Source organism: Paenibacillus sp. FSL H7-689, from assembly GCF_000517905.1.
Taxonomy (GTDB): Bacteria; Bacillota; Bacilli; order Paenibacillales; family Paenibacillaceae; genus Paenibacillus; species Paenibacillus amylolyticus.
On sequence record NZ_ASPU01000059.1, the window covers coordinates 78,961 to 102,095 of the forward strand.

At 47.0% G+C, this 23,135-nt stretch carries 19 protein-coding genes; 15 read left to right on the top strand and 4 right to left on the bottom strand.

The window, feature by feature from the left end; genetic code table 11:
- Window positions 1-289: 289 nt before the first annotated feature.
- The 4 genes from pdxA to C170_RS27045 all read right to left on the bottom strand — a co-directional run bounded on the left by pdxA (window position 290) and on the right by C170_RS27045 (window position 5,514).
- Entirely contained in the window at window positions 290-1,291 is a 1,002-nt protein-coding gene (pdxA, locus tag C170_RS27030) for a 4-hydroxythreonine-4-phosphate dehydrogenase PdxA (RefSeq protein ID WP_036616286.1), read from the bottom strand.
- On the bottom strand, window positions 1,288-2,583 hold the full coding sequence (locus C170_RS27035) for a four-carbon acid sugar kinase family protein (RefSeq protein ID WP_036616289.1): 1,296 nt from the start codon (window positions 2,581-2,583) through the stop codon (window positions 1,288-1,290). Before C170_RS27035 ends, pdxA begins: the two co-directional genes overlap by 4 nt.
- A 95-nt stretch (window positions 2,584-2,678) precedes the next feature.
- Complete coding sequence (locus C170_RS27040) at window positions 2,679-3,665, bottom strand: 2-keto-3-deoxygluconate permease (RefSeq protein ID WP_036616292.1); 987 nt, start codon at window positions 3,663-3,665, stop codon at window positions 2,679-2,681.
- A 166-nt stretch (window positions 3,666-3,831) separates the two neighbouring features.
- Window positions 3,832-5,514, bottom strand: a complete 1,683-nt coding sequence (locus C170_RS27045; protein WP_036616294.1) for a sigma-54-dependent transcriptional regulator — start codon at window positions 5,512-5,514, stop codon at window positions 3,832-3,834.
- A 227-nt stretch (window positions 5,515-5,741) separates the two neighbouring features.
- On the opposite strand from C170_RS27045, the gene C170_RS27050 reads away from it, so the two are divergent.
- From C170_RS27050 to C170_RS27120, 15 genes are all read left to right on the top strand, one after another.
- The gene (locus tag C170_RS27050) at window positions 5,742-5,960 is read left to right on the top strand and encodes a hypothetical protein (protein ID WP_036616296.1); all 219 of its coding nucleotides are present in this window, start codon (window positions 5,742-5,744) and stop codon (window positions 5,958-5,960) included.
- Between the two features lie 229 nt (window positions 5,961-6,189).
- Window positions 6,190-6,894, top strand: a complete 705-nt coding sequence (locus C170_RS27055) for a PspA/IM30 family protein (RefSeq protein WP_036616298.1) — start codon at window positions 6,190-6,192, stop codon at window positions 6,892-6,894.
- Window positions 6,895-6,930: 36 nt separating this feature from the next.
- Window positions 6,931-7,962, top strand: a complete 1,032-nt coding sequence (locus C170_RS27060) for a hypothetical protein (protein ID WP_036616300.1) — start codon at window positions 6,931-6,933, stop codon at window positions 7,960-7,962.
- Entirely contained in the window at window positions 7,959-8,759 is an 801-nt protein-coding gene (locus C170_RS27065) for a TPM domain-containing protein (RefSeq protein WP_036616303.1), read from the top strand. Before C170_RS27060 ends, C170_RS27065 begins: the two co-directional genes overlap by 4 nt.
- A 46-nt stretch (window positions 8,760-8,805) precedes the next feature.
- A complete protein-coding gene (locus tag C170_RS27070) occupies window positions 8,806-9,849 on the top strand; it encodes an SPFH domain-containing protein (protein ID WP_036616306.1) in 1,044 nt (347 codons plus the stop codon).
- Window positions 9,850-10,098: 249 nt separating this feature from the next.
- The gene (locus C170_RS27075) at window positions 10,099-10,326 is read left to right on the top strand and encodes a DUF896 domain-containing protein (protein ID WP_036616421.1); all 228 of its coding nucleotides are present in this window, start codon (window positions 10,099-10,101) and stop codon (window positions 10,324-10,326) included.
- Window positions 10,327-10,412: 86 nt separating this feature from the next.
- Window positions 10,413-11,369 carry a ring-cleaving dioxygenase gene (locus C170_RS27080; protein ID WP_036616309.1) on the top strand — a complete coding sequence of 319 codons (957 nt, stop codon included), beginning with the start codon at window positions 10,413-10,415 and terminating at the stop codon, window positions 11,367-11,369.
- A 199-nt stretch (window positions 11,370-11,568) separates the two neighbouring features.
- Entirely contained in the window at window positions 11,569-12,657 is a 1,089-nt protein-coding gene (locus C170_RS27085; RefSeq protein ID WP_036616312.1) for a low temperature requirement protein A, read from the top strand.
- A 456-nt stretch (window positions 12,658-13,113) separates the two neighbouring features.
- Window positions 13,114-15,897: a glycoside hydrolase family 3 C-terminal domain-containing protein gene (locus C170_RS27090; protein ID WP_036616315.1), complete on the top strand. Its 2,784-nt coding sequence runs from the start codon at window positions 13,114-13,116 to the stop codon at window positions 15,895-15,897.
- A gap of 189 nt (window positions 15,898-16,086) precedes the next feature.
- A complete protein-coding gene (locus C170_RS27095; protein ID WP_017691199.1) occupies window positions 16,087-16,278 on the top strand; it encodes a hypothetical protein in 192 nt (63 codons plus the stop codon).
- Window positions 16,279-16,728: 450 nt separating this feature from the next.
- Window positions 16,729-17,508 (top strand): copper homeostasis protein CutC, encoded by a 780-nt coding sequence (locus tag C170_RS27100; protein ID WP_051447421.1) that lies wholly within the window; start codon window positions 16,729-16,731, stop codon window positions 17,506-17,508.
- A 15-nt stretch (window positions 17,509-17,523) separates the two neighbouring features.
- Window positions 17,524-18,984 carry an alpha-L-fucosidase gene (locus C170_RS27105; RefSeq protein ID WP_036616319.1) on the top strand — a complete coding sequence of 487 codons (1,461 nt, stop codon included), beginning with the start codon at window positions 17,524-17,526 and terminating at the stop codon, window positions 18,982-18,984.
- Between the two features lies 1 nt (window position 18,985).
- Entirely contained in the window at window positions 18,986-20,755 is a 1,770-nt protein-coding gene (locus C170_RS27110; RefSeq protein ID WP_036616322.1) for a glycoside hydrolase family 35 protein, read from the top strand.
- A 105-nt stretch (window positions 20,756-20,860) separates the two neighbouring features.
- Window positions 20,861-21,727 carry a sugar phosphate isomerase/epimerase family protein gene (locus C170_RS27115; RefSeq protein WP_036616325.1) on the top strand — a complete coding sequence of 289 codons (867 nt, stop codon included), beginning with the start codon at window positions 20,861-20,863 and terminating at the stop codon, window positions 21,725-21,727.
- Between the two features lie 293 nt (window positions 21,728-22,020).
- Window positions 22,021-23,079: a Gfo/Idh/MocA family protein gene (locus C170_RS27120; RefSeq protein ID WP_036616328.1), complete on the top strand. Its 1,059-nt coding sequence runs from the start codon at window positions 22,021-22,023 to the stop codon at window positions 23,077-23,079.
- Window positions 23,080-23,135 lie beyond the last annotated feature (56 nt).

A 23,135-nucleotide genomic window follows, 5' to 3' on the forward strand; every position in this document is an offset into this window, starting at 1 on the left:
TATCATTTAAAATCGGTGTGAACTTCACGTAATCGATGTGTACTGCAGGTCTGTAGAAGTTCTTCACTTTACTTGCTTATTATGATCAGTTTAGCATATGTTTGATGGCCATAATACCAACCAAGACTATTGTTCTGGATAAATGGGCGGACGATATACAAAAGGCAAACCCTTGAACTTACAGAGGGTTTGCCTTTTTCTTTCTATTTATCGAATAACGAATATATACCGATACGAATACAATTGATCTTACGATCAGACTCACGCATGTACCGAATGAATCTTGATGTTATCCTCGATCCTTCGGCGCCAGCTCGATAGCAGAGCGAATGGCAGCCAGCATGCTTTTATCATCGGCGATATTTTTACCGGCGATATCGAAGGCTGTACCGTGGTCAACAGACGTACGGATGATACCGCCTTTCAGACCAACGGTGATGTTCACGCCTTCTTCAATGCCCATTACCTTGATCGGTGCATGGCCTTGGTCGTGATAGCAGGCTACGACGATATCGAAGTCACCGCGACCAGCGCGGAAGAAGAGTGTGTCCGCCGGGAGTGGACCAACGACGTTAATGCCTTCCTTCTGTGCACGTTCGATACCGGGCTGAAGCTTCTCTTCTTCTTCTCCATTACCGAACAAGCCGTTCTCTCCAGCATGAGGATTGATTCCGCATACGGCAACGCGCGGATTCTCAAAGCCTGCTTTTTTCAACGTATCATGAGCAAGCTTCACGACGGTGTAGGTTCTTTCCGGGTTAATACTTGCAATGGCATCGATCAGACCCATGTGTGTTGTCAGGTGAATAACGCGCAGATTAGGCGTGGTCAGCATCATCGAGAAGTCCTGTGTATCGGTCAGGTCAGCCAGAATCTCGGTGTGCCCCGGATACAGGTGCCCCCCTTGATGGAGAGCTTCTTTATTCAAAGGTGCGGTGCAGATGGAGTGAATCTGCTGTTTTTTGGCAAGATCAATGGCTTTGGCGAGAAACTGGAATGCTGCATCTCCAGCCACGGCAGATACTTTACCGTATTCCAGATCCGCAGGAACGAGGTTCAGATCAATCACATCCACAGTACCGAATTCATACTTGGCTTCAGAAGGCTCTTGAATCGCATTAACGTTCAGACTTGAACCGATGACTGGCAACACACGCTCCAGAATCTTTGCATCACCGATAACGAGTGGATTGCACTGATCGTACATTTCTTGATGACCCAGTGCTTTCATAATAATCTCCGGTCCAATACCTGCTGCGTCGCCCATCGTAATTCCAATTGTAGGTTTCATACGAGAATACCCCCTTTTAATTTTTGAATCGCATGGATAAAGACATCCGGTTTACCGAATCCGCCTGCTTTGGTAATCACATGCAGATCATCAATCCCTATAAACTTGGAGATCGGCACGCCGATTTCAAGCTCATCCAGCAACTCGAAGCCGCTAATATTCCATTTCAGACAGATTTGTTTTGCTGTATCGCCACCGGTCATGGATACCCCTTTGAACAATCCCTCTTCCAGCAGTTTGGCACAGATCTCACCCATCGCAAGTACAATCTCGTTGCTGACTTCCGTGTGATTGAGACCACGAATTTCGCCCGTTGCTCGTGCCAGTTCGATATCCACCTGTTCAGCGGTGGAGTAGAGGACAACATCTTGTCCTTCCAGCGCTTTGTCTCGAACCTCGTTATATACACGTTCCATCTCTTCCGCGCGGTCTGCGGTTGCGGATACCGCTTTGAAAGAATGGAAGGAGACTGAAGCTACGCGGGACTTGCGCATCAAGCGATGCAGCTGCTCTCGGGAGTTTTTGTTCACGCTGCCAACCACCGTTAGGATTGGACCGGGATTCTCCGGGATATCAAGTGACGAAGCCCTGGATTCCAACTCGTAATGTGCGGGGAGGTAATTGGCAATGCCCGCCGAACCTGCCCAAGTAAAGGTATACTCCAACTCGCGAGTCATCTGCAGAATCAGTTCCAGATGTCTTTCTTCGGTGGAGTCCACCATTACATACGGGATATTCTTTGTTTTCAACTGCTCTAGCTTGGTGCGAATATGATTCTGCCCGGCTTCCAGATCGGCGACGGTGATCTCGCCAACTTCGTACTTGGTCTGTTGTTTCAACAAGTCCGGAAGGTAGGAAATCGTTACAGGTGTCTTCGGATCATGGGCAATTTCAGTATCTGCCAGCGGAACGCCGTTCAGGTAATGAATTCCTTCCAATATCGTCCGGTTATTTTTTGGATAACCTGGGGCAATCATCATAAAGTCCGGCTTTACGACATCATATACAGCATCAATCTCGATACCGATATTACCGCGCATGGTGGAGTCCATTTTTTTGAAAATCGTCTCAAATCCGTTGTTCTTCAGCAATTCAGCAGCCCGATATACACGGTCATACGCTTCCTGCGAGGATATGGAACGACTATCTGTATCAAAGACGACGGCATCGTAACGTGTAAGAGGGCCTTCATCCATATTAAAAAGAACACTGGTCTTCAAGCCGTGACGGGCAAGCTGCACCCCGCTGTCATTGGCACCGGTCAAATCATCTGCAATAATGGCTAATTTCATGCAGTCATCCCTCCTTGTAAGCACAATTTAATAAAAAGTCCGTTCAGATCATCCATTAAGCACAGATTAAGCAAATTAAATCAGGTGATACCCATTTATGTGGTTGGTCGTTGATTGTATTTCTCGACTCCACCTGATTTCTCTAATCGTTTGGAGAGGAACCCGATGAAGATCGGCAACAGGATGGCTGTTGTTACAACGCTCGCTGCAATTTGCACCGTAGCAATCTCGGCAATTGGGCCAAATGAAGCATTAGCAGCCACGATGGCAGCAGGTGTACCTACGGCATTCCCGGCAGTTGAACCTTCGGAAGCACCAACGATAGGGTTCCAGCCGATGGCTTTAAAGAGCAGGAAACCGATTCCCCCCGTTAATAACACGGTTAACACACCCAGTAAAATTCCGCTAAGACCACCTTGAATGATGGAGGAGAAGCTAATGTTCATACCCAGAGCAAATGCAAAGAACGGAACAAGTTTGTCACTGCCTTTATGCAGCCATTCCGCCAGATTGCGGTCCAGATTACCAATAATGACACCAACGATGAGTGGAAGCAATACCGCAACAAAGGCCATAGGGGAAAACATACCGTTTGCAAAACCCATCGCACCAAAGATGGAGAGCGCTACCATGGTCAGGAAAGGACCATCACTGAGAGCGAGGAAAGGGTAGGCTGCTTTGTCATCTTCTTTCCCGTATTGGCCGGCGAGAGCAATGTACAAACCGCCATTAGAGTTAGTCATCGCAGCAATAATGGCAAGCGGGGCCAGACCGAGAAATAACCCGTTTGAATCCGCGAACAAAATAGCGATAAAACCAAGGGCTGCACCAATCACCCATTTGAACGTAAGCAAGGTCAAACCTTTGCCGACAGAGGAACCTGCTGTTTTAAACGTAATCTGTGTACCCGCAATGAACAGGAATAGGGCAATCAACGTACTGGCACTGTTAACAAAAAGTGCTTCCGTGAATCCGCCAATGCGCAGGGCATTCGGGAAGAATGTATTAATGGTTGCACCAAGTAACAGGGGAACGACCATCATACCGCCAGGGATGCGATCTAAAGTTGCTTTAATGTTCATAGTAGTAGCTCCTTATGAAGTAATCGTTTTTATGAAGCGCTTGCAGGGATTATATTATCCCATATCGTTTAATATAGCAACAATAAATTATTGTAAATTTTAAATACGCTGTTAACTGTTTAAAAATGCAACACATAAAAGCGATAAAAAAGACGCAAACTTAAAGTTAATCTTTAAGTTTACGCCATAATGTGGCCCGGTTAATCCCCAGACGCTCTGCGGCCTTTGATTGATTGTTATTTTCCTCCTGAAGCACGAACTGAATAACTTCTTTCTCAATCTCCTTCAGCGTACCGTTCAACTTCATTGGGCTTGAAGAAGGTTGCTGATCCAGCAAGCGGGACAAGGTAGCCGTGGTGATTACATAATCTTGTTCGTTGAGTGCAGCCTGCTTGATCAGATGTTTCAGCTGGTTGACATTCATATGTGTGATCTGATCTTGGATCAGCTGTAGAGCATCTTCTTTGATTCTCACCGCAGTAGTTCCGTATTTGTGGTAGTAATCCGTCAGGAAATGCTGCATCAGTGGAGCCAGATCCTCCGGTCTATCCGCAAGATTTGGCATCATGATTGTATTAAGCTCCAGATCAAGTGACCACTGCGGGTTCAATATCTGTTCCCCGAGTATAAACACACCTATTTGGTTTTGAAGGCAACTCTGGATAAAGGCGAGCAACTCCGGATCTTCCATACGTGTTTCCATGTGGTTAATCTCTACATTTCTAACCTTGGCGAGTGGTATCTTGTGCAAATGACCGGGCGGAACTTGTGAGAGATCCATCTGTAATAAGAGTCCGCCACCGGAGTACATCTGATGAATATGTTTGACCAGAAAAGATTTACCGGAATCCGCTTCACCCCGCAGATAGATCGGTTCATGATTCTCGTAGAGTGCCCGAATGTTCTGTAATACCGCCTGCATGGCAGGGGATTCGGCAACGATAGGCTCCATCGATGCGTCCGTAAACGTTGTGATGCCGAATTGTGCAAAGGCATAGGGTTGTCCTTTTTCCAGCATATATACCTTGTAGTTCTTGTTGTCCAAGGTCGTTTCATAGGCGTTAACCGTAAGTTGATAATCGTCCACCATAAACACATTTTGGATCTGGGATTGATGGAATTCCAGACTGGTATTGGTCAGATATATGTGATTATCGGTCAGCGGATTTTGCTCAAAATCGGTCAGGTTCTCAAATACAACCTCATTCCGTTCATTTAAAATAACTAAATTGGGATGTTCCCGTGTAACCAGGTCATTCAGGATGATCGATATCGCATGATTTTTGCTCAAATAACGATAGACCAACTGCGCATCCTCCATCGCTCTAAGGATGGATTCCTGGCCGGATTGGATCAACAATCCCTCCAGACCATAAGTCTTCGCGGTGTTGACGGTGATCACATCTCCGACAATCTGTCGGTACCCGGAAGCTTTCAACTCCAAGAGTAATCGTGCCACATCTTCCGAGCTATGTATGGTATAGACCTTGAGGGGCAGATCCATCAGATCAATAATCGATTGTGCACCAGAGGTGATGTTGGAGAAGCCAACAATAGCTGTTTGGCCGTTAAACTGGCTTGCTAGTGTAAGTGAACGAATCATATCATAGCCCGATAACTGCACATCAATGACGGGAATGGTCACTGCTTTTTTAATGAGTTGGGCGGTTCCGCCGCGGCTGATGATAATCTCTGCACCGTTTTTCTCAGCTTGAGTTGCTAATTCCACACCGTTTGCCAAGTCGCCCACGTCCGTCTGAATGGTTAACTGGGGAAAGCGAGGAATGCACTCTTGTATAATAGGAATCATCGATTCGTAGGGAGCAATAAAGTGAACTCGTGTACGCATAATTTTCCTGCCTTTATAGAAAACTTTGATCCCCTTATTATAGCCAACTTGCGAAGGAATGGCACCTATGGGGGAACCAGCCCTGTTGTGTCTGCAAAATACCTGTGTTTATGCCTTCATAACTCTCCGAGTGGAATGTGATGAAATGCACTGAATCGAATCGTTATGTATTTCAAAATTAATGCATAATTGCACACGCTAAGTATAGAGAAATGAGGAGATTCTAAATGGGAGAGATTCATAAAGTTGCTGAGCCGGATCACATCATTAAGGATGTTGTCGGAAAGTTCCCGTGCAGGGTGCTGTGGAGTGAAGGCCGCCCATGTCTGGAGTATCAAAGGGAAGAGAATGTGGCGTTAATCACAAAATACGTCCATAAAACGTATAACGTTGAGCTGTTGGATGTGTTTTTCACAGCGGTGGAGAGCCTTCCAGTTGAGCCATAGATTAGCAGGGAATTGTGGATTGCGGGCAAAGGGTTTAGTACTTACGTTTTTGTGTGTTTATACAAGGTCATAAGGCGACACTATAGGTGTTCGTCTTTTCTTTTATTACTCCATCATTACCCGAGTTTGGATCGTAGTAACTCCACTTGCCATCGTGAAATGTGAAACGTATGTGGGCGTATTCATGTATTATAGTATACATATGAACTTTTCGGAGGAGGAACAAGTAATGGGAATCTTATCGAGGTTTAGAGACGTGATGAAGGCCAATGTGAACCACATGTTGTCTCGGGCGGAAGACCCGGAGAAAAGTGTGAATGAATATATGCGCAGCCTGAGCAGTGATCTGGGTCAGGTGAAGGCTGAAACGGCAGCGGTGCTGTCGGATGAGAGCCGGGCGAAGCGAGCATTGGATGAGTGCAGCGCCGAGGTCAACAAGTTACAGCGGTATGCGGAAAAATCGGCGGAGTCGGGAGACGAAGACAAGGCACGTGGTTTTCTGGAGAAGAAAGTGAAGTTGGCTGACAAATTGAACGAATTACAGGCTGCCTATGAACGTGCTTCAGCCAAAGCCAAGATGATGAAACATATGAATGATAAACTCGTTGCAGATCTGGGGAAATTGGAGGCGCGGCATGCAGAACTGAAAGGTCGCATGGCAGATGCAAAGGGGCAGCAACAGGTCAACGAACGGAATGCATCTGCGGGCAGAGCTGATGCTACATTGAAGGCCATGGAAGACAAGGCGAACCAGGCGCTGAACGAAGCAGAGGCTTTGGCAGAACTTCGTGCTGGGGCACAGGAAGATGATTTGGACGAATTAATTGCCCAGTTGGAGAGGGACATGAACGCAGATGCGGGTAATAATGAGAGTGCGTCGCCAAGTGCAGAGGAAGAACTCGCAGCGATTCAGGAAAAGCTGAAGAATAAGTAATACGTTACACCATTTCGTTAACATTGAGGTGAGCAGATGCCGGTTATTGAATATAAATGTCCAAACTGCGGCAGTGGTATGATCTTTGACAGTGTGTCAGGTGCATTATCCTGTCCCAGCTGCGGCCGCCAGGACAACATAGAGCAGATCCCCGATCCCTTGAAGAGACAAGTATTCACCGAAAATGAGGTCAAGGAATACCACTGTAACAGCTGCGGAGCTGACATTGTGACAGAACCGGAGACCAGTGCGACGACCTGCAGTTTCTGCGGTGCAGCGGTTGTACTCAGTGATCGGCTGACGGGCAATCTGGCCCCTGCGATGGTGATTCCCTTTTCGATCAACAAGGATCAAGCCAAGCAGGCTTTCAAAAAGTGGTGCAAAAACGGCCTTTTAACGCCAAGTGGCTTCATGTCCGCCGATCGGATTCAGAGCATTACCGGCATGTACGTTCCGTTCTGGTTGTACGAGTTACATAACAAAATCGAAGTGCATGGTCGTGGCACCAAGGTCAGATCCTACACCCAGGGCGACTACCATTACACGGAAACACAGCATTTCGATATATACCGCCGGATTCGGCTGAATTACGTGAACCTGCCCATCGATGCATCGGAGAAAATGAAAGATGAACTGATGGATAAGCTTGAGCCTTTTCCATATAATCAGCTGAAATTGTTCAAGACCCCGTATCTGGCGGGGTACATTGCGGAAAAATACAGTTATACGGACGAGGAACTTTTCCCACGGGCCAAGGATAAAACGAGATCGTACATTGATTCTTATATTGCCTCAACTGTATCCGGATATACCAGCGTGAGCTACACGGACAAACAGATTGATACTACGCTCAAAAATGCGGACTATGTGCTGCTCCCAGTGTGGATGGTCAACTATGACTACAATCGGGCACAGTATACCTTTGCCATGAATGGTCAGACAGGTAAAGTGGTCGGCAAACCACCGATCAGCAAAGCCAAAGTGGCAGGATGGTTCGCAGGAGTCTCTGCGGTCTCGTTGTTGTCACTGAAGCTGGTTTCCTGGATGATGGGAGGTGGATTCTTATGAGAAAAAGAATCCCTCTGGCCGTGATGGCTACGCTCATTTTACTTATGATCACCCTTGTCGCTCCGTTGATTCCCATGTCATCGACATCCGCAGCGGAGGGCAAAAATCTCATCTACGATGAGGCCAACCTGCTGAGTGAGCAGGAGAAAAGTGAATTGAATGCACTTGCGAATCAGTATGGCGCGGAACGGCAGACGGACTTTGTTATTTTGACAACAAATAATGTTGAGAATCAGGATGTTATACTCTTAACTGAAGATTTTTATGATGAGCAGAGGCTAGGATACGATAAAGAACATGGTAATGCTGTCATATTGACGATGGACATGAATAATCGTGAAGTATATTTGGCTGGGTTTTATAAGGCAAAAGAATATCTGAGCGATCAGCGGCTTGATGCTATTCTTACCCGAGTTACCTCTGAATTGTCCAGTGGGGATTATAAACTCGCATTTGAGAAATATATTGAGCTCTCTTACAAATATATGGGGTATGAACCTGGTGTGAATCCAAACAATATTTTGTTCAACGGTTGGTTTCAGTTGGGAGTATCTGTAGTTCTTGGCGGTATTGTTGTTGGTATTATGACCTATCGTTCCGGGGGACGTGTCACGGTCAATCGTGCGACTTATGAGGATTCAAGCAATTCTAGTGTAATTGATCGTCAGGATCGTTATATCCGTACAACCGTAACCAAGCGCAAAATCGAGAAGAACAACAACAACGGTGGCGGAGGAGGAGGCGGGGGTACCTCCCGAGGCGGTCATTCACACAGTGGAAGTAGAGGTTCGTTTTAGTAACTGAGTAATCGGATTACGTTAAATAGAAGGGATGGGAATTAGTATGGGATTTTTCAGAAATCAATTTTCGAATGTGGTGGAATGGGAAGAGTTCAGAGATGACATGATATTTTGGAAGTGGAGCAACCGGGAGATTAAGAAGGGGAGTAAACTGATCATCCGTTCCGGTCAGGACGCCATTTTCCTGAATAACGGTAAGGTGGAAGGCATTTTCGAGGACGAAGGATCATTTAATATCGATTCCGAGATCATTCCGTTTCTTTCTACCTTAAAAGGATTCAAATTTGGATTCAACAGCGGCATGCGGGTCGAAGTCTTGTTTGTAAATACAAAAGAGTTCACCGTGCGGTGGGGCACACAAAGTCCGGTGTTGATTCCAACACCACAACTGCCGGGCGGGATGCCGATTCGGGCCAACGGTACATTTAATTTTAAAGTAAGTGACTATGTCACCCTGATTGATAAGATTGCAGGGATCAAACAAAGTTATCTGGTGGAGGATGTCAAAATCCGAATCACTTCCGTGCTGGATCAGCTTCTAATGAAGTGGATTAGCCGTGAAGGGAAGGATATGTTTAACCTGCAGGCGAACGCCTCGGATATTGCCAAAGGTATTCAGGAAGATCTGGATATGCAAATGATGGATATCGGCATTGGGATTACCGGTTTCCAAGTGATGAGCTTCAACTATCCAAAAGAGATTCAGGATATGATTACAAAGACCGCTTCGCATGAGATGATTGGTAATCTGCAAAAGTATCAGCAGGTGAGTATGACAGACGGCATCTCATCCGGTAAAGTACAGGGCGGCGGCGCGGCTTCGGATATGGCGGGCATGATGATGGGTATGAACATGGCCAATGAAATGATGAAAAACATGAACCAGAACCAAGGCCAAAACCAGAACAATAATTCCAATTCGTCTCAGAATCAGAATAACGATCAGAAACCAGCGGGAAATAGCAACGGTGATTCAAATACATCTTCATCTACAGAAGGCAACAAGAAGCCAAACTTCTGCCCGAACTGTGGAGCCAAAAATGAAGGAGCCAACTTCTGTCCGAATTGTGGGCAAAAGCTGAGCTAATTAAATAAATACATGTAGGGCTAGGTTCGTAGTAAGTGAAATTGCTGCGGAGCTAGCCCTTTTTTGTTTGGATTCATACTTATAGCAACATGGAGTAGAGCAGAGGAACGGGTGCAGTATTTTAATTTTTATAAAAGAGTTGACAACCGATCACAAATCATTTATCTTTAACTTAAGATATTTAATTTAAACATAAATAGCAATCAAAACAAATATCTTTAATCCATTACACAAGGAGAGATCAAGATGATGATCCCAACATTGACCAGAATAAATGAACTTTCAAGAAAAGCCAAAGAGGGCGGATTGACGGAGATGGAGAAAGAGGAACAGGTTCGTCTTCGCCAGGAATATCTGCAAACTTTTCGCGGTTCGGTCAACGACATTCTGCTGAATGCAACCATCTATGATCCAAACGGCGATGACGTGACTCCTGATAAATTGAAACAAGAACAGGCCAATCAAAATAACGACTAGAATACAATTCGCTAGATCATATATCTTAATTTAAAGATAATACAAACTTACTATAAATCACTTACCAAACCAAGGAGGAAATAATCATGACTATTCAAACAGCAGGTATTCACCATATTACAGCTTTCGCAGGAGATCCACAGGCCAACGTTGATTTTTATGCCGGAGTTCTGGGACTTCGTCTGGTGAAAAAAACAATCAACTTCGATGCACCTGATGTATATCATCTGTATTTTGGCGATGAGCACGGAAGCCCAGGTACCATCATTACCTTCTTCCCATCCGCTGGATCACCACGGGGCAAAATTGGCGGAGGTCAGGTCGGCATCACTTCCTATGTCATTCCTCCTGGGTCGATTGGCTTCTGGCAGAATCGGCTGGAACAGTATAACATTGAGGTAACCAAAACAAGTCGCTTCAATGAAGACCTGCTTCAATTCGAAGATGGCGAAGGCCTGCGGCTTGAGCTTGTTGAACGGGAAGAGGGAGCAACCAGCACTTGGGCGCACGAGGGCATTCCAACAGATAAAGCAATCAAAGGCTTCGGTGGTGCTGTCCTGTTCAGTGTTAACCCGCAAAGAACGATGGATGCTCTTGAGAAAATTTTGGGATTTGTCAGAGTGAGTGAAAATGAAGAGTATGCCCGTTTCCGGTCCAGCGGGGATATCGGTAATGTCGTAGATGTTCCAGTGACCCGTATGGCTCTGGGTATGGGCGGCGCAGGAACCGTGCACCATATTGCATGGCGCGCTACAGACGATGAGGAGCATGCACAGTGGAGCGAAGCTGTACGTGATTACGGGTACCAACCGACTCCAGTGCGGGATCGTCAGTACTTTAACGCAATCTACTTCAGAGAAGCTGGCGGCATTCTGTTTGAAATTGCTACAGATCCTCCGGGTTTTGCCAAAGATGAACCTGCTGATTTGCTTGGACAAAAATTGATGCTGCCTGAATGGTTTGAGAAATACCGCCCTCAAATTGAGGACAATCTGCAACCGATTGTGGTAAGAACGCTCGTACCTGCTACAGCTGCGAACTAATAAGAGTTCTAGAAAAAACCTGAAAAAGCGAAGCGTTCGCCTAAAAGCTTTCTGAAAGAAAGCTACATCGGAAGTATACGCTATCCCCGGATTTTCCCTTAGGAAAAGGGAATTGAAAAATCTGGGGATAACAGCGATTGGAGGGTTATTCGTCATCGAAGTGTAGGTGTAAATGAAAAACCTAAAGGAGCAACGAAGGATGATGGAGAAAAAGGTTACCTGGCTGGAGCTGTTTTACGATCTGCTCTTTGTAGCAGCGGTCTCCAAAGCGGGTCATGTCTTGTTACATGCCGAACACGGAGTAATTTCGTTTGAATATTTAATGAAGTTTGTGCTTATTTTTATCCCTGTTTGGTGGGCATGGGTCGGTCAGACCTTGTTTATTAACCGTTATGGTCAAGACATCCTGATCCATCGAATATTCCTCATCCTTCAGCTTCTGTCCGTTATGGTCATGACGGCGAGTCTTTCTACCCATTTTGACCAATACTACTTGTCCTTCTTCATAGGATATATCGGCTCGCGGGCATTTACGGCGATTCAGTATCTGACGGCTCACAAGTCAAAAGGCGAGCATCAGCAGCGAGCGGCCCGTTATTTGGGTATCTGTTTCCTTATTGGCATATTGATCTCATCAGGTTCATTGTTCTTCGATTCCTGGTTACGCTACGTGATTTTGTATGCGGGGATTGCTGTGGACATTGTGCTTCCGCTGATCGGACGCAAAAATCTGGTGAAGGTACCGGTTCAGACCCATCACTTGTTGGAACGTTTCGCGCTCTTTACACTCATCCTGTTGGGTGAATCGGTGGTAAGCATTATCGCGGTGCTGCAAGCCGATCACTGGGATATGAAATCCATTCTGTTTGCCGCCTTTACGTCCATCTTTGTCATTGCGATATGGTGGCAATACTTCGACAACGTGGAGAAAAAAGTCAGCAAAGAGATTCAGACTGCCGGGCAAGCGATCATATACGGCCATCTGTTCATCTACATCTCTATGAGTATGATCGCTGCCTCAATTCAGCTGTTATATCAGAATCAGTTAAACTATGTGTTCATGCTGGGGTTTGTATTTGGATCAGCGTTACTGTATTTCTTGTCGACATCACTTGTGTTCCATCGTTACAGACACGCACATCTACGACTCCGGCCACGTCATCTGGCAGTCATGGTGGGATTACTGGTGGCATTTGTCCTTGTTGATCTGGTCTACCAGGTTCCGAGTTATGTCATCATGGGCGAAGACATGTTATTCTTCCTGGTGTATGCGAAACTTACGACTTAATATGAGTACTATAAAATGAAGAAAAGCCACGGACAACAGGTGTCCGTGGCTTTTTATTATGCCGCTAATCCTGGACATTTTTTAATAATATAAATAAAGCACAAATCTAATTTAATTTCTTCTATAGAATCTGTTAATATGAGACTAGGTACAAGTGAATCTACCAGATCATAGAATATCTTTTTATAAAATGAGTGTACGTTTTGTTATATAAATTGAACTAAACATTTACACGAAACGGAGAGGACAGAAAAAACCTGAAGAAGCGAAAGCGTTCGCCTTTATCCCCGGATTTTCCCCATATAAGGGGGATTCATAAAATCTGGGGATAACAGCGATCGGAAGGTTATTCTGTCATCGGAGTGTCCAGTGTAAATATTCTTTAGTTCAATTTATATAGTTCATTTTATATATAGCGATTCGTAGATATGGGGATGACAATCAGGAGGGAAATCATTGAGCACACATCAAATCGGAGTTCCATTGGAAGGGTTTGCAGAGTTTAGTCGTACGGTTGCCGCTGAAGGAGCCGTTTTACTCAGAAATGAAGGCCAAGTGCTTCCACTTCGTGAAAACGAAAACGTTTCAGTTTTTGGTCGCATTCAAGTCAATTATTATCGGAGCGGCACGGGTTCAGGCGGTAGTGTTCATGTAGCTTATACAACGAATCTGTTAGATGGACTTCGCAGCAAAAAGAATATTACTGTTAATGAAGAGCTGGCAGCTGTCTATGAGAAGTGGATTGAGGAAAATCCATTTGATGATGGCGGAAAAGTATGGGCGGCTGAGCCATGGAATCAGAAAGAAATGCCTTTGACGGATGAACTGGTTGCACAGGCCAGAAGCAAGTCTAGCAAAGCCATTATCGTTATTGGACGTACAGCAGGAGAAGACCAGGATAATGCGGATGCGCCAGGAAGTTACCAACTGACAGAAGATGAGAAAGCGATGTTGAAGCAAGTTACGTCGCAGTTTGAACACACAATCGTTGTGTTGAATGTCTCAAATATCATCGACATGAGCTGGTTAAACGAAACGTATCTACATCCGATCCAAGGCGTAATTTACTCCTGGCATGGCGGTATGGAGGGTGGTAATGCGATTGCCGATGTGCTGGCGGGGGACGTTACACCAAGCGGTAAACTGACAGATACGATTGCATATTCCATCGAAGATTACCCTTCGACAAGCAACTACGGCAATGAGTTCAAGAACCTGTATCAGGAAGATATCTATGTAGGTTATCGTTATTTCGAAACGTTTCGACCTGAGCGCGTTCAGTTTGAATTCGGTTACGGCCTGTCTTATACGACGTTTTTGGCCCAACACGAAGAAGCAAAATCAGTGTCCAAAGACGGCGAAACCTACATTGAAGTTCGTGTAAATGTGACCAACTCAGGTACAACATATGCGGGCAAAGAGGTTGTGCAAGTTTATTATGAAGCACCACAAGGCAAACTGGGACAACCGGTGAAGGCTTTGGTGGCTTTTGGCAAAACAGGATTGTTGCAGCCGGGCGAGTCAGAACTTCTGACGATCAGCTTCCCGATCCATGCCATGGCATCTTACGATGATGCAGGCGTTACAGGTCTTGCTTCCGCGTACGTATTGGAAGAAGGCACATACCGACTGCATGTAGGAACCAGTGTGAAACAAGTGCAGCATATCAGCATTGATGGCCAGGATGGCTATAGTATTGAATCTCTTCAATTGGTGGAGCAACTGCAAGAAGCGATGGCCCCAACTGAAGATTTTACACGGATGAAACCAGGTTCACGCAAGGAAGATGGATCTTATGAACTGACTTATGCAGAAGTACCGAAACGTAAGATATCCATGGCAAACCGGATTGAGCAGAATCTCCCGCAAACGCTGGAGCAGACAGGTAACCAGGGCCACAAGCTGAGTGACGTTAAGGCTGGCAAAGTGAGTCTGGAAACCTTCATCGCTCAACTGAGTGATCAGGATCTAGCGGCAATTGTCCGTGGCGAAGGCATGAGCAGTCCGCTCGTTACTTCGGGAACAGCATCTGCATTTGGTGGTGTCAGCGACAGCCTGTTTAACTACGGTATTCCGGTAGCATGTACGGCAGATGGCCCGTCCGGTATTCGTATGGATAGTGGCGAGAAGGCAACACAGGTATCCATTGGTACGTTGCTTGCGGCCACATGGAACAAGGATCTTGTTGAAGAGTTGTATGTGATGGAAGGACAGGAATTGCTGAGAAATCAGGTGGATACCCTGCTCGGACCTGGACTCAATATCCGCCGGAGCCCGCTCAATGGCCGGAACTTTGAGTACTTCTCCGAAGATCCGCTGATCTCGGGTGTATTTGCCGCAGCATGTACGAAAGGTATCATGAAGGGTGGTTCCAATGCCACACTGAAACACTTTGCCTGCAACAATCAGGAGAAACACCGCAGTAAAGTAGATGCTGTTGTCTCCGAACGTGCACTGCGTGAAATTTACCTGAAAGGGTTCGAAATCGCTGTAAAAGAAGGCGGAGCAAACTCCATCATGACCTCCTACAACCCGGTTAACGGACACTGGGCGGCATCCAACTACGACCTGAACACCACGATTTTGCGTGGCGAATGGAATTTCGAGGGAATCGTCATGACCGACTGGTGGGCGATTATGAACGATGTGACCGAAGGTGGAGAAGCTGATCGCAAATACACCAACTGGATGATCCGTGCGCAGAATGATCTCTACATGGTTGTACCGAACTACGGCGCAGAGATTAACGGCTGGGACGACAACACGATTGAATCCTTGGAAAATGGAACACTTACGCGCGGAGAACTGCAACGCTCGGCGATTAATATCTGCAAATTCATCATGAATGCACCGGTGTCCGGCAGAAAACACGAGATAGTGGAGAACGTCGCTTCGTTCCAAGCGAATGCATCCCTATCTGCTGCACAAGCTCAGGATCTGGTTGAGAACGCACAGGTGAAACCTGCGGTAGCTGAACCGGTCTACATGAAAGTGGACAAGGCAGGCCATTACCGGATTATCGTACAGATCATGTCCCCTGAGCCGGAACTGGCTCAAAGTGCATGTAACCTGCTCCTGAATGATCAGTTGGTGACCACCATCCAAACGAATGGTACAGAAGGCAAATGGATCAGACAGAAACTTGTCAAAGTAGATCTTGAAGCAGGACTGTATGAATTGAAACTGGACTTCACCAAACCAGGTCTCCAGATTGACTGGATCGAATTCAAACAGGTGTAGAAGATAATCGGAAATATCAGGTGATAAGAGCAATCGAAAGGTTGTTCTGTCATCCAAAGCAGAATACGTTGGTATATGACAAAGGACACTGTACGCGGGTGTCCTTTGTTGTAACACAGAATAGCTACTGTTATGATAGTGTTATGAGATTCGTAGTTCTGAACAATGGGGTCAGGGGTGTTGCGAGGAATGAGAAATTATAATTTTTTAAGTCCAATCCTGCTGGTTGTGGTGGCGCTGATTGTGAGAGGCCTGGTGACTAACCTGGGAGTTCTTTTCGGATTATCACAAGAAGTGGCGAGTAATATTGCCATGATAGCCATGATTATTGCTGCACTGATTATGTTTAATCGAATGACGAAGGCTCGGCGTAGAAAATAGAAAAAGCTCGGATAACCAGAAGGTTATCCAAGACACGAAGACACCCTCTGGGTGTCTTTTTTTGTATTGACGTTCTGATCCTAACGTTTTAGACTATTGCTAATTGATAATAACATTATAAATAACAAAAATAACAAAATCATTAAACAAAGTATATGATGTCCATTGCACTCTCTATTTGCTAGCCCATTCCGGTCCCCAAAGGAGAATCCAATCATGAAGATCATTACCGACAAACCATATATCGTTCAGGACGGCCAGCCTTTGCAGATTGCAATCTGGAAGCTGACCGTCGTCAAATAATGATGAAGAAGGACCGCAGGAGCGCTGATGAAGCGTTCAGTCGGTCCTTTATGTCATGGATCAGGCTGTGTGCAGTTCGAGAGATGTGTATCGATACGGGTTAACGGTTCTAGAATATTCAACGATGAAGTGAAGGGAGCGATCCTTATGAAGAGACAGCCTGTATTGGAAGTCATTGCTGTGGATGTGGAAGATGCCAAGGCAGCTGAGGAGGGAGGGGCTGATCGGATTGAGCTGGTGTCTGCGATGTCTGAAGGAGGACTTACCCCCAGTTATGGCGTCATGGAGCATGTGGTATCCCAGGTATCCATTCCGGTGTATGTCATGATCCGTCCCCATAGCCGCTCGTTCCGCTATAGCGCAGATGACATCCACGCCATGACCCGGGATGTACGCGTGGCGAGGGAACTTGGAGCCGCTGGCATCGTAATCGGTGCCCTCACCGGAGATGGTGAAGTGGACCTTTTACCCATGCAATTATGTATGGCCGAAGCTCAGGGTTTGGGCGTTACGTTTCATCGTGCAATTGATGTGAGCACAAGCTTGACTGAGGCGCTCAAGGCCATTAACACATTGGGCAACGTAGAGCGTGTACTTACATCGGGAGGGAAACAGACAGCGCCTGAAGCCATACTGGAACTGAAACAGCTTCAGCAATTGGGGCAAACCTTGAACATCGCTGTCATGGCAGGGTCGGGGGTCACCATAGAGGGAATTCAAACGCTAGTGAGGCAGACGGGTATCACGGAAATCCATATGGGATCAGGCGTGAGGTACAAAGGCAACTTTAATTATCCCATTGATCCACATTTGGTTGAAGAAGCCAAGCAACAGTTATTGCTTGCATCACAGCCATTCATGGACAGTAGTGCACTGAGTAGTGGTCCAAGCAAGGGTGGTCCAATGATATGGGGATGCGCTAAATAAAAGGAGTGATACGCCATGAATTATGAACTGCAACCAGCCGAATGGATTAAGTCCGCAGCACAGGTCAGCCCATCCGAACGCCAGCTGAGATGGCAGGAGATGGAGTTCTACGCGTTTATTCATTTTACGGTAAATACATTTACGGATCAGGAATGGGGCACTGGGGAGGAAGACCCGGCGATTTTCAATCCTTCTGAACTGAACGCAACGCAATGGGTGCAGGCATGCAAGGCTGCGGGGATGAAGGGGCTGATTCTGACATGTAAGCATCATGATGGATTTTGTTTGTGGCCCAGTCAGTTTACAGCGCATACGGTCGCGGCTAGTCCGTGGAGGAATGGTACGGGGGATTTGGTTCAGGAAGTCGTCGATGCCTGCCGTGAGGGTGGATTAAAGTTTGGCGTGTACCTGTCTCCTTGGGATCGGCATGAAGCCACTTATGGAGATTCCGAGAGGTATAACGAGTTTTTCCTCCAACAGTTGCGCGAGCTGCTTACGAATTATGGCGATATCTTCTGTGTATGGTTCGATGGTGCATGCGGTGAGGGTCCGAATGGCAAAAGGCAGGTCTATGACTGGGACGCCTATTATGCGCTTATTCGTGAACTTCAGCCTGAGGCTGTCATCTCAGTATGTGGCCCGGATGTTCGCTGGTGCGGCAATGAGGCGGGGCATACACGGGAATCGGAATGGAGCGTTGTGCCAGCGCATATGCAGGATAATGAGAAGATTCAGGAGCAATCACAACAGGTGGATGATGGTGAGTTTGCCACAAGGATCAATACGCAGGACAGTGATTTGGGAAGCCGAGAGGTCATTCGTTCCCAAGGTGGGCAACTGATCTGGTACCCTGCCGAGGTGAATACCTCGATTCGCCCAGGATGGTTCTATCATGCCAGTGAAGATGATCAGGTCAAAACACTGGAAGAACTGCTCGCCGTTTATTACGGCGCAGTGGGAGGCAACGCCACCTTTTTACTCAATCTGCCACCGGATACGCGTGGTCTCATTCACGAAACGGATGTGGAGCGACTACAGGAATTGGGAGATTCGCTGCGTACCATTTTTCAGGAAAATTTCGCCTTGCAGGCGCTGGTAAAAGCATCGGAGACGATGGATGAACAACATGCCGTATCGGAAGTGCTGACGGAACGCCGGGATACGTATTGGTGTCCTCACGAAGGAACAGAGCAGGCTTGGATTGAGCTGGATTTGCGGGAGGAACGATCGTTTGATCGGTTGGTGCTGATGGAACATATCCAGACAGGTCAACGGATTGAGCGTTTTACACTGGAGTTACAGACGGCAGATGGTGGTTGGGAAACGTTCTACACGGGGACGGTGGTGGGGTATAAGCGAATTTGCTGTTTCCCACAGGTCACATCGAGAAGGATGCGATTAACCATTCATGAATCCAGATGGTACCCTACGTTGTCTGGGTTGGGCATATATCTAAGTGAACGGGGAGGGCTGTAACATGGCGGTGCTGACGTATAAAGGTTCACATTTCATGTATGATGGCGAGCCTATTCGGATTTTGTCGGGTGCAATCCATTATTTCAGAGTGGTCCCCGACTATTGGGAGGATCGGTTACTCAAGTTGAAAGCCTGCGGTTTCAATACGGTGGAAGCGTATGTGCCGTGGAATGTTCATGAGCCGCAGCCGGGGCAGTATTGGTTTGAAGGCATGGCTGATTTGGAACGTTTTATTCGCATTGCGGGAGATGTGGGTCTGCATGTGATTGTTCGCCCGAGTCCTTATATATGTGCCGAGTGGGAGTTTGGCGGATTACCTGCCTGGCTGCTTGCCGATGATGAAATTCGTCTGCGGTGTAGTGATGCAAAATTTCTGGAGAATGTGGATCGTTATTATGATGTGCTTTTGCCCAAATTGAAACCTCTTCTGAGCACCCATGGCGGGCCGATCATTGCAATGCAGATTGAAAATGAGTACGGCAGCTTCGGGAACGACGCGAGTTACCTGCATTATTTACGTGATGGCATGGTAGAGCGCGGTATGGATGTGTTGTTATTTACCTCGGACGGACCGACAGACCACATGCTGCAAGCGGGATCAGTCCCGGGGCATCTGGCTACAGTTAATTTTGGATCAGGAACGGAAGGAGCGTTCGCCAAGTTGCGTGAATATCAGGCGGATGAACCTTTGATGTGCATGGAGTATTGGAACGGCTGGTTCGATCACTGGGGTGAGTCACATCACACCCGAGAAGCCACAGATGTGGCTGGTGTGTTTGAGGAGATGCTTCGAGCAGGAGCCTCGGTTAACTTTTACATGTTCCACGGTGGAACGAACTTTGGATTTTATAACGGGGCGAACTGTCAGCAGAAGGATCAATACGAACCCACAATTACAAGTTACGACTATGATTCACTGCTCAGTGAATCCGGGGAGCCGACAGCGAAGTTCCATGCGGTGAGGGACCTTATTGCTCAATATAGCGGCGAAGATCTGGGTGAGCTTGTGCTGCCAGAATCAAAGGGGACCATCGCTTATGGGCGGGTGGAGTTGACCCAACAGGCGTCATTACTGGCGCAGATGGACCGGATATCAGTCCCGGTACAACGCACGAATCCGGAACCGATGGAGAAGCTGGGTCAGGATTATGGCTTTATTTGTTATCAAACCCGAATATCCGGGCCAAGGGAGCGACAGGAACTGGTGGTTCAGGAGGTTCGTGACCGTGCGCTTGTGTTTGTTGATGGGCAATTTCAGGGCGTGCTGGAACGGGGGAATACGGCATTATCGGTTTCCTTTGCAGTGCCGCCTGAGGGCGCAGATCTATTGATCCTTGTTGAAAATATGGGGCGAATCAACTATGGTCCGTACCTGAGAGATCCGAAGGGCATCACCGAAGGTGTGCGACATGGCTTTCAATTTTTATATGATTGGACGATTCATTGTCTGCCATTAACTGATCTGTCGGGTTTACAATTTAGTGATGTGATTAGCGAAACAATTAATGAAGTACAGGGACCAGCATTTTATCGAGGAGAGTTTAATATCACGGATGTAAGAGATACTTTTCTGCGACTGGATAGCTGGACCAAGGGGGTTGTATTTGTAAACGGATTCAATCTGGGGCGCTACTGGAATAAAGGACCGCAAAAAACGTTATATGTACCAGCCCCGCTTCTTCGTGAAGGTGAGAATGAAATCATCGTATTCGAGCTTCATCAGACGGATGATCTGGCAGTAACGTTTGTGGATACACCGGATTTGGGCTAGAAAAAGGAAAATAGTAGAGTCAAACGATTAATGGCAATTGTCGTGTCCGCCGGAAAAAGGTATACGTTGGGTATGGACATTGACTACAAGAGAGGATGAGGAAAAATGAAAGTTGGACTCAGCACCTACAGTCTGCAACAAGCATTGGATCGCAAAGAATTAACCGTACCAGATGCCATTCGTTGGATCGCCGATCAGGGCGGGGAACATGTGGAGATTGTACCGATGGGATTCAGTCTGATCGATAATCCGGAGTTGATTGATGAGATTAAAGCTGTGGCAAAAGAGGTCGGGATCGACATTTCCAATTACGCCATCGGCGCAAACTTCGCTGTTCAGGAGGACGCCGAAGCGTTGGAGCAAGAGATCCAGAATGTGATGCGACATGTGGATGTGGCTGCTGCGCTCGGCGTGAAGCTGATGCGTCATGACGTGGCTTTCCGCCCTGCACCAGAGGGAACTGTAGCACAGTTCGAGATCGACCTAACGGTACTGGTGAAAGCCTGTCAGCGGATAGCCGATTATGCAGCGGATTTTGGAATCACAACAAGCGTTGAGAACCATGGGTACTATGTGCAGTCGAGTGAGCGAATTCAGCGTTTGTTACACGAAACGGCGCGGAGTAACTTTAAGACCACGCTGGATGTCGGCAATTTCCTCTGTGTGGACGAAGACCCGGTGAGTGCCGTGAAAAATAACATTCCGTACGCGTCGATCGTGCATGCCAAAGACTTCTACTGGAGACCTTCCTACCGGAACCCCGGTGAAGGCTGGTTCCAAACCTCGCATGGCAATTACCTGCGCGGTGCCATTGTGGGCCATGGCGATATCGACATGCCTGAGGTATTCCGTGTATTGAAAAAATCCGGGTATGACGGATATATCTCGGTTGAATTTGAAGGCATGGAGGATTGCAAAACCGCCTCACGCATTGCCATGGATAACGTCCGCCGCCTATGGGAAGAGGCATAGAGCTGAGTACTTGTTTTAAATGAAATATGACTTGTTACGTATGGCTCAAACAGAAAGTTAGTTCAGTCAGAAAAAGTAGTGGAGGGGGCGAAATCGATTCTGAAGAAACGAAGCTAAAAGCTTTCTGCAAGAAAGCTACTTCGTAAGCATTAACTCGCCTTTATCACCGGATTTCCCCTTTTGAGAAAGGGGATTAAAGAAATCTGGGGATAAGAGCGATCGGAAGAACGATTCGCAACCGGAACGTCTACCCAATGGACGCCAATTATTTTATTTATGGAGGAGTCAGCACTATGTCCAAATTGAAAGTCGCCGTTATCGGTGCCGGATCCATATCCGATTGCCATTTGCAAGCCTACGCCAGTAACCCGGACGTTGAAATATACGCTATCTGCGACCTGAATGCAGAACGTGCCACAGAAGTGGCGAAGCAATATAATGCACCTCATGTGTTTACCGATTACAAAGAATTGCTCGCACTGCCTGAGATCCATTCCGTCAGCATCTGTACATGGAACGACTCCCATGCGGAGATTAGTATTGCTGCTCTGGACGCGGGCAAAAACGTGCTGTGTGAGAAACCACTCTGCCAAACGGTGGAGGATGCCCTCGAAGTAGAGAAGGCGGTTCATCGCAGTGGAAAGCTGCTGCAAGTCGGTTTTGTTCGCCGATATAGCGACAATGCACAAATTCTGAAGAAGTTTATCGACGAGGGTGAGCTGGGCGAGATCTATTATGCCAAAGCCTCCAGTCTTCGTCGTCTGGGCAATCCGGGTGGCTGGTTCTCGGATATCAACCGTTCTGGTGGTGGTCCGCTGATCGATATCGGGGTGCATGTAATCGACATTTGCTGGTATCTCATGGGCAGACCAAAGGTGAAATCCGTCTCCGCCAACGTGTCCAATCGATTGGGAAACCGCTCGAATATTAACAATCTGTCGTTCTACAAGGCAGCGGACTATGACGCGGGGCAGAACACCGTTGAGGACATGGCGAATGCACTGATTCGTTTCGAGAACGGTGCGAGCCTACTCGTGGATGTCAGCTTCACGCTCCATGCTAAAGCGGATGAGACTTCGGTAAAGCTATATGGCGATAAAGGCGGTGCCGAGCTGGAGCCGGAAATTTCGATCATTAGCGAGAAATTCAACACCATTTTGAACATGACGCCACAGGTGGATTTCAAATCATTCGACTTTATGGGATCGTTCCGCAATGAAATCAACCATTTTATCGATAGTACACAGGGCCGCAAAGAAACACTTAGCCCCGTCGAAGACGGCGTCGAGGTAATGAAGATGCTCTGTGCCATCTACGAATCAGCACGCCAGGGCCGCGAAATCACGCTGTAATTGGGGCCTTGCAATACGGAGATGCTCAAGTTGATACTTTACTACTCCCGTGCATT

What these genes read in the sequence shown, in the direction of transcription:
- C170_RS27060 (WP_036616300.1), top strand. Translation starts at nt 6,931, where the DNA reads ATGCCGGTTATTGAATATAAATGTCCAAACTGCGGCAGTGGTATGATC.
- C170_RS27120 (WP_036616328.1), top strand. Translation starts at nt 22,021, where the DNA reads ATGTCCAAATTGAAAGTCGCCGTTATCGGTGCCGGATCCATATCCGAT.
- C170_RS27105 (WP_036616319.1), top strand. Translation starts at nt 17,524, where the DNA reads ATGAATTATGAACTGCAACCAGCCGAATGGATTAAGTCCGCAGCACAG.
- C170_RS27080 (WP_036616309.1), top strand. Translation starts at nt 10,413, where the DNA reads ATGACTATTCAAACAGCAGGTATTCACCATATTACAGCTTTCGCAGGA.
- C170_RS27070 (WP_036616306.1), top strand. Translation starts at nt 8,806, where the DNA reads ATGGGATTTTTCAGAAATCAATTTTCGAATGTGGTGGAATGGGAAGAG.
- C170_RS27045 (WP_036616294.1), bottom strand. Translation starts at nt 5,514, where the DNA reads ATGCGTACACGAGTTCACTTTATTGCTCCCTACGAATCGATGATTCCT.
- C170_RS27050 (WP_036616296.1), top strand. Translation starts at nt 5,742, where the DNA reads ATGGGAGAGATTCATAAAGTTGCTGAGCCGGATCACATCATTAAGGAT.
- C170_RS27095 (WP_017691199.1), top strand. Translation starts at nt 16,087, where the DNA reads ATGAGAAATTATAATTTTTTAAGTCCAATCCTGCTGGTTGTGGTGGCG.
- C170_RS27075 (WP_036616421.1), top strand. Translation starts at nt 10,099, where the DNA reads ATGATCCCAACATTGACCAGAATAAATGAACTTTCAAGAAAAGCCAAA.
- C170_RS27110 (WP_036616322.1), top strand. Translation starts at nt 18,986, where the DNA reads ATGGCGGTGCTGACGTATAAAGGTTCACATTTCATGTATGATGGCGAG.
- C170_RS27055 (WP_036616298.1), top strand. Translation starts at nt 6,190, where the DNA reads ATGGGAATCTTATCGAGGTTTAGAGACGTGATGAAGGCCAATGTGAAC.
- C170_RS27085 (WP_036616312.1), top strand. Translation starts at nt 11,569, where the DNA reads ATGATGGAGAAAAAGGTTACCTGGCTGGAGCTGTTTTACGATCTGCTC.
- C170_RS27040 (WP_036616292.1), bottom strand. Translation starts at nt 3,665, where the DNA reads ATGAACATTAAAGCAACTTTAGATCGCATCCCTGGCGGTATGATGGTC.
- pdxA (WP_036616286.1), bottom strand. Translation starts at nt 1,291, where the DNA reads ATGAAACCTACAATTGGAATTACGATGGGCGACGCAGCAGGTATTGGA.
- C170_RS27115 (WP_036616325.1), top strand. Translation starts at nt 20,861, where the DNA reads ATGAAAGTTGGACTCAGCACCTACAGTCTGCAACAAGCATTGGATCGC.
- C170_RS27065 (WP_036616303.1), top strand. Translation starts at nt 7,959, where the DNA reads ATGAGAAAAAGAATCCCTCTGGCCGTGATGGCTACGCTCATTTTACTT.
- C170_RS27100 (WP_051447421.1), top strand. Translation starts at nt 16,729, where the DNA reads ATGAAGAGACAGCCTGTATTGGAAGTCATTGCTGTGGATGTGGAAGAT.
- C170_RS27035 (WP_036616289.1), bottom strand. Translation starts at nt 2,583, where the DNA reads ATGAAATTAGCCATTATTGCAGATGATTTGACCGGTGCCAATGACAGC.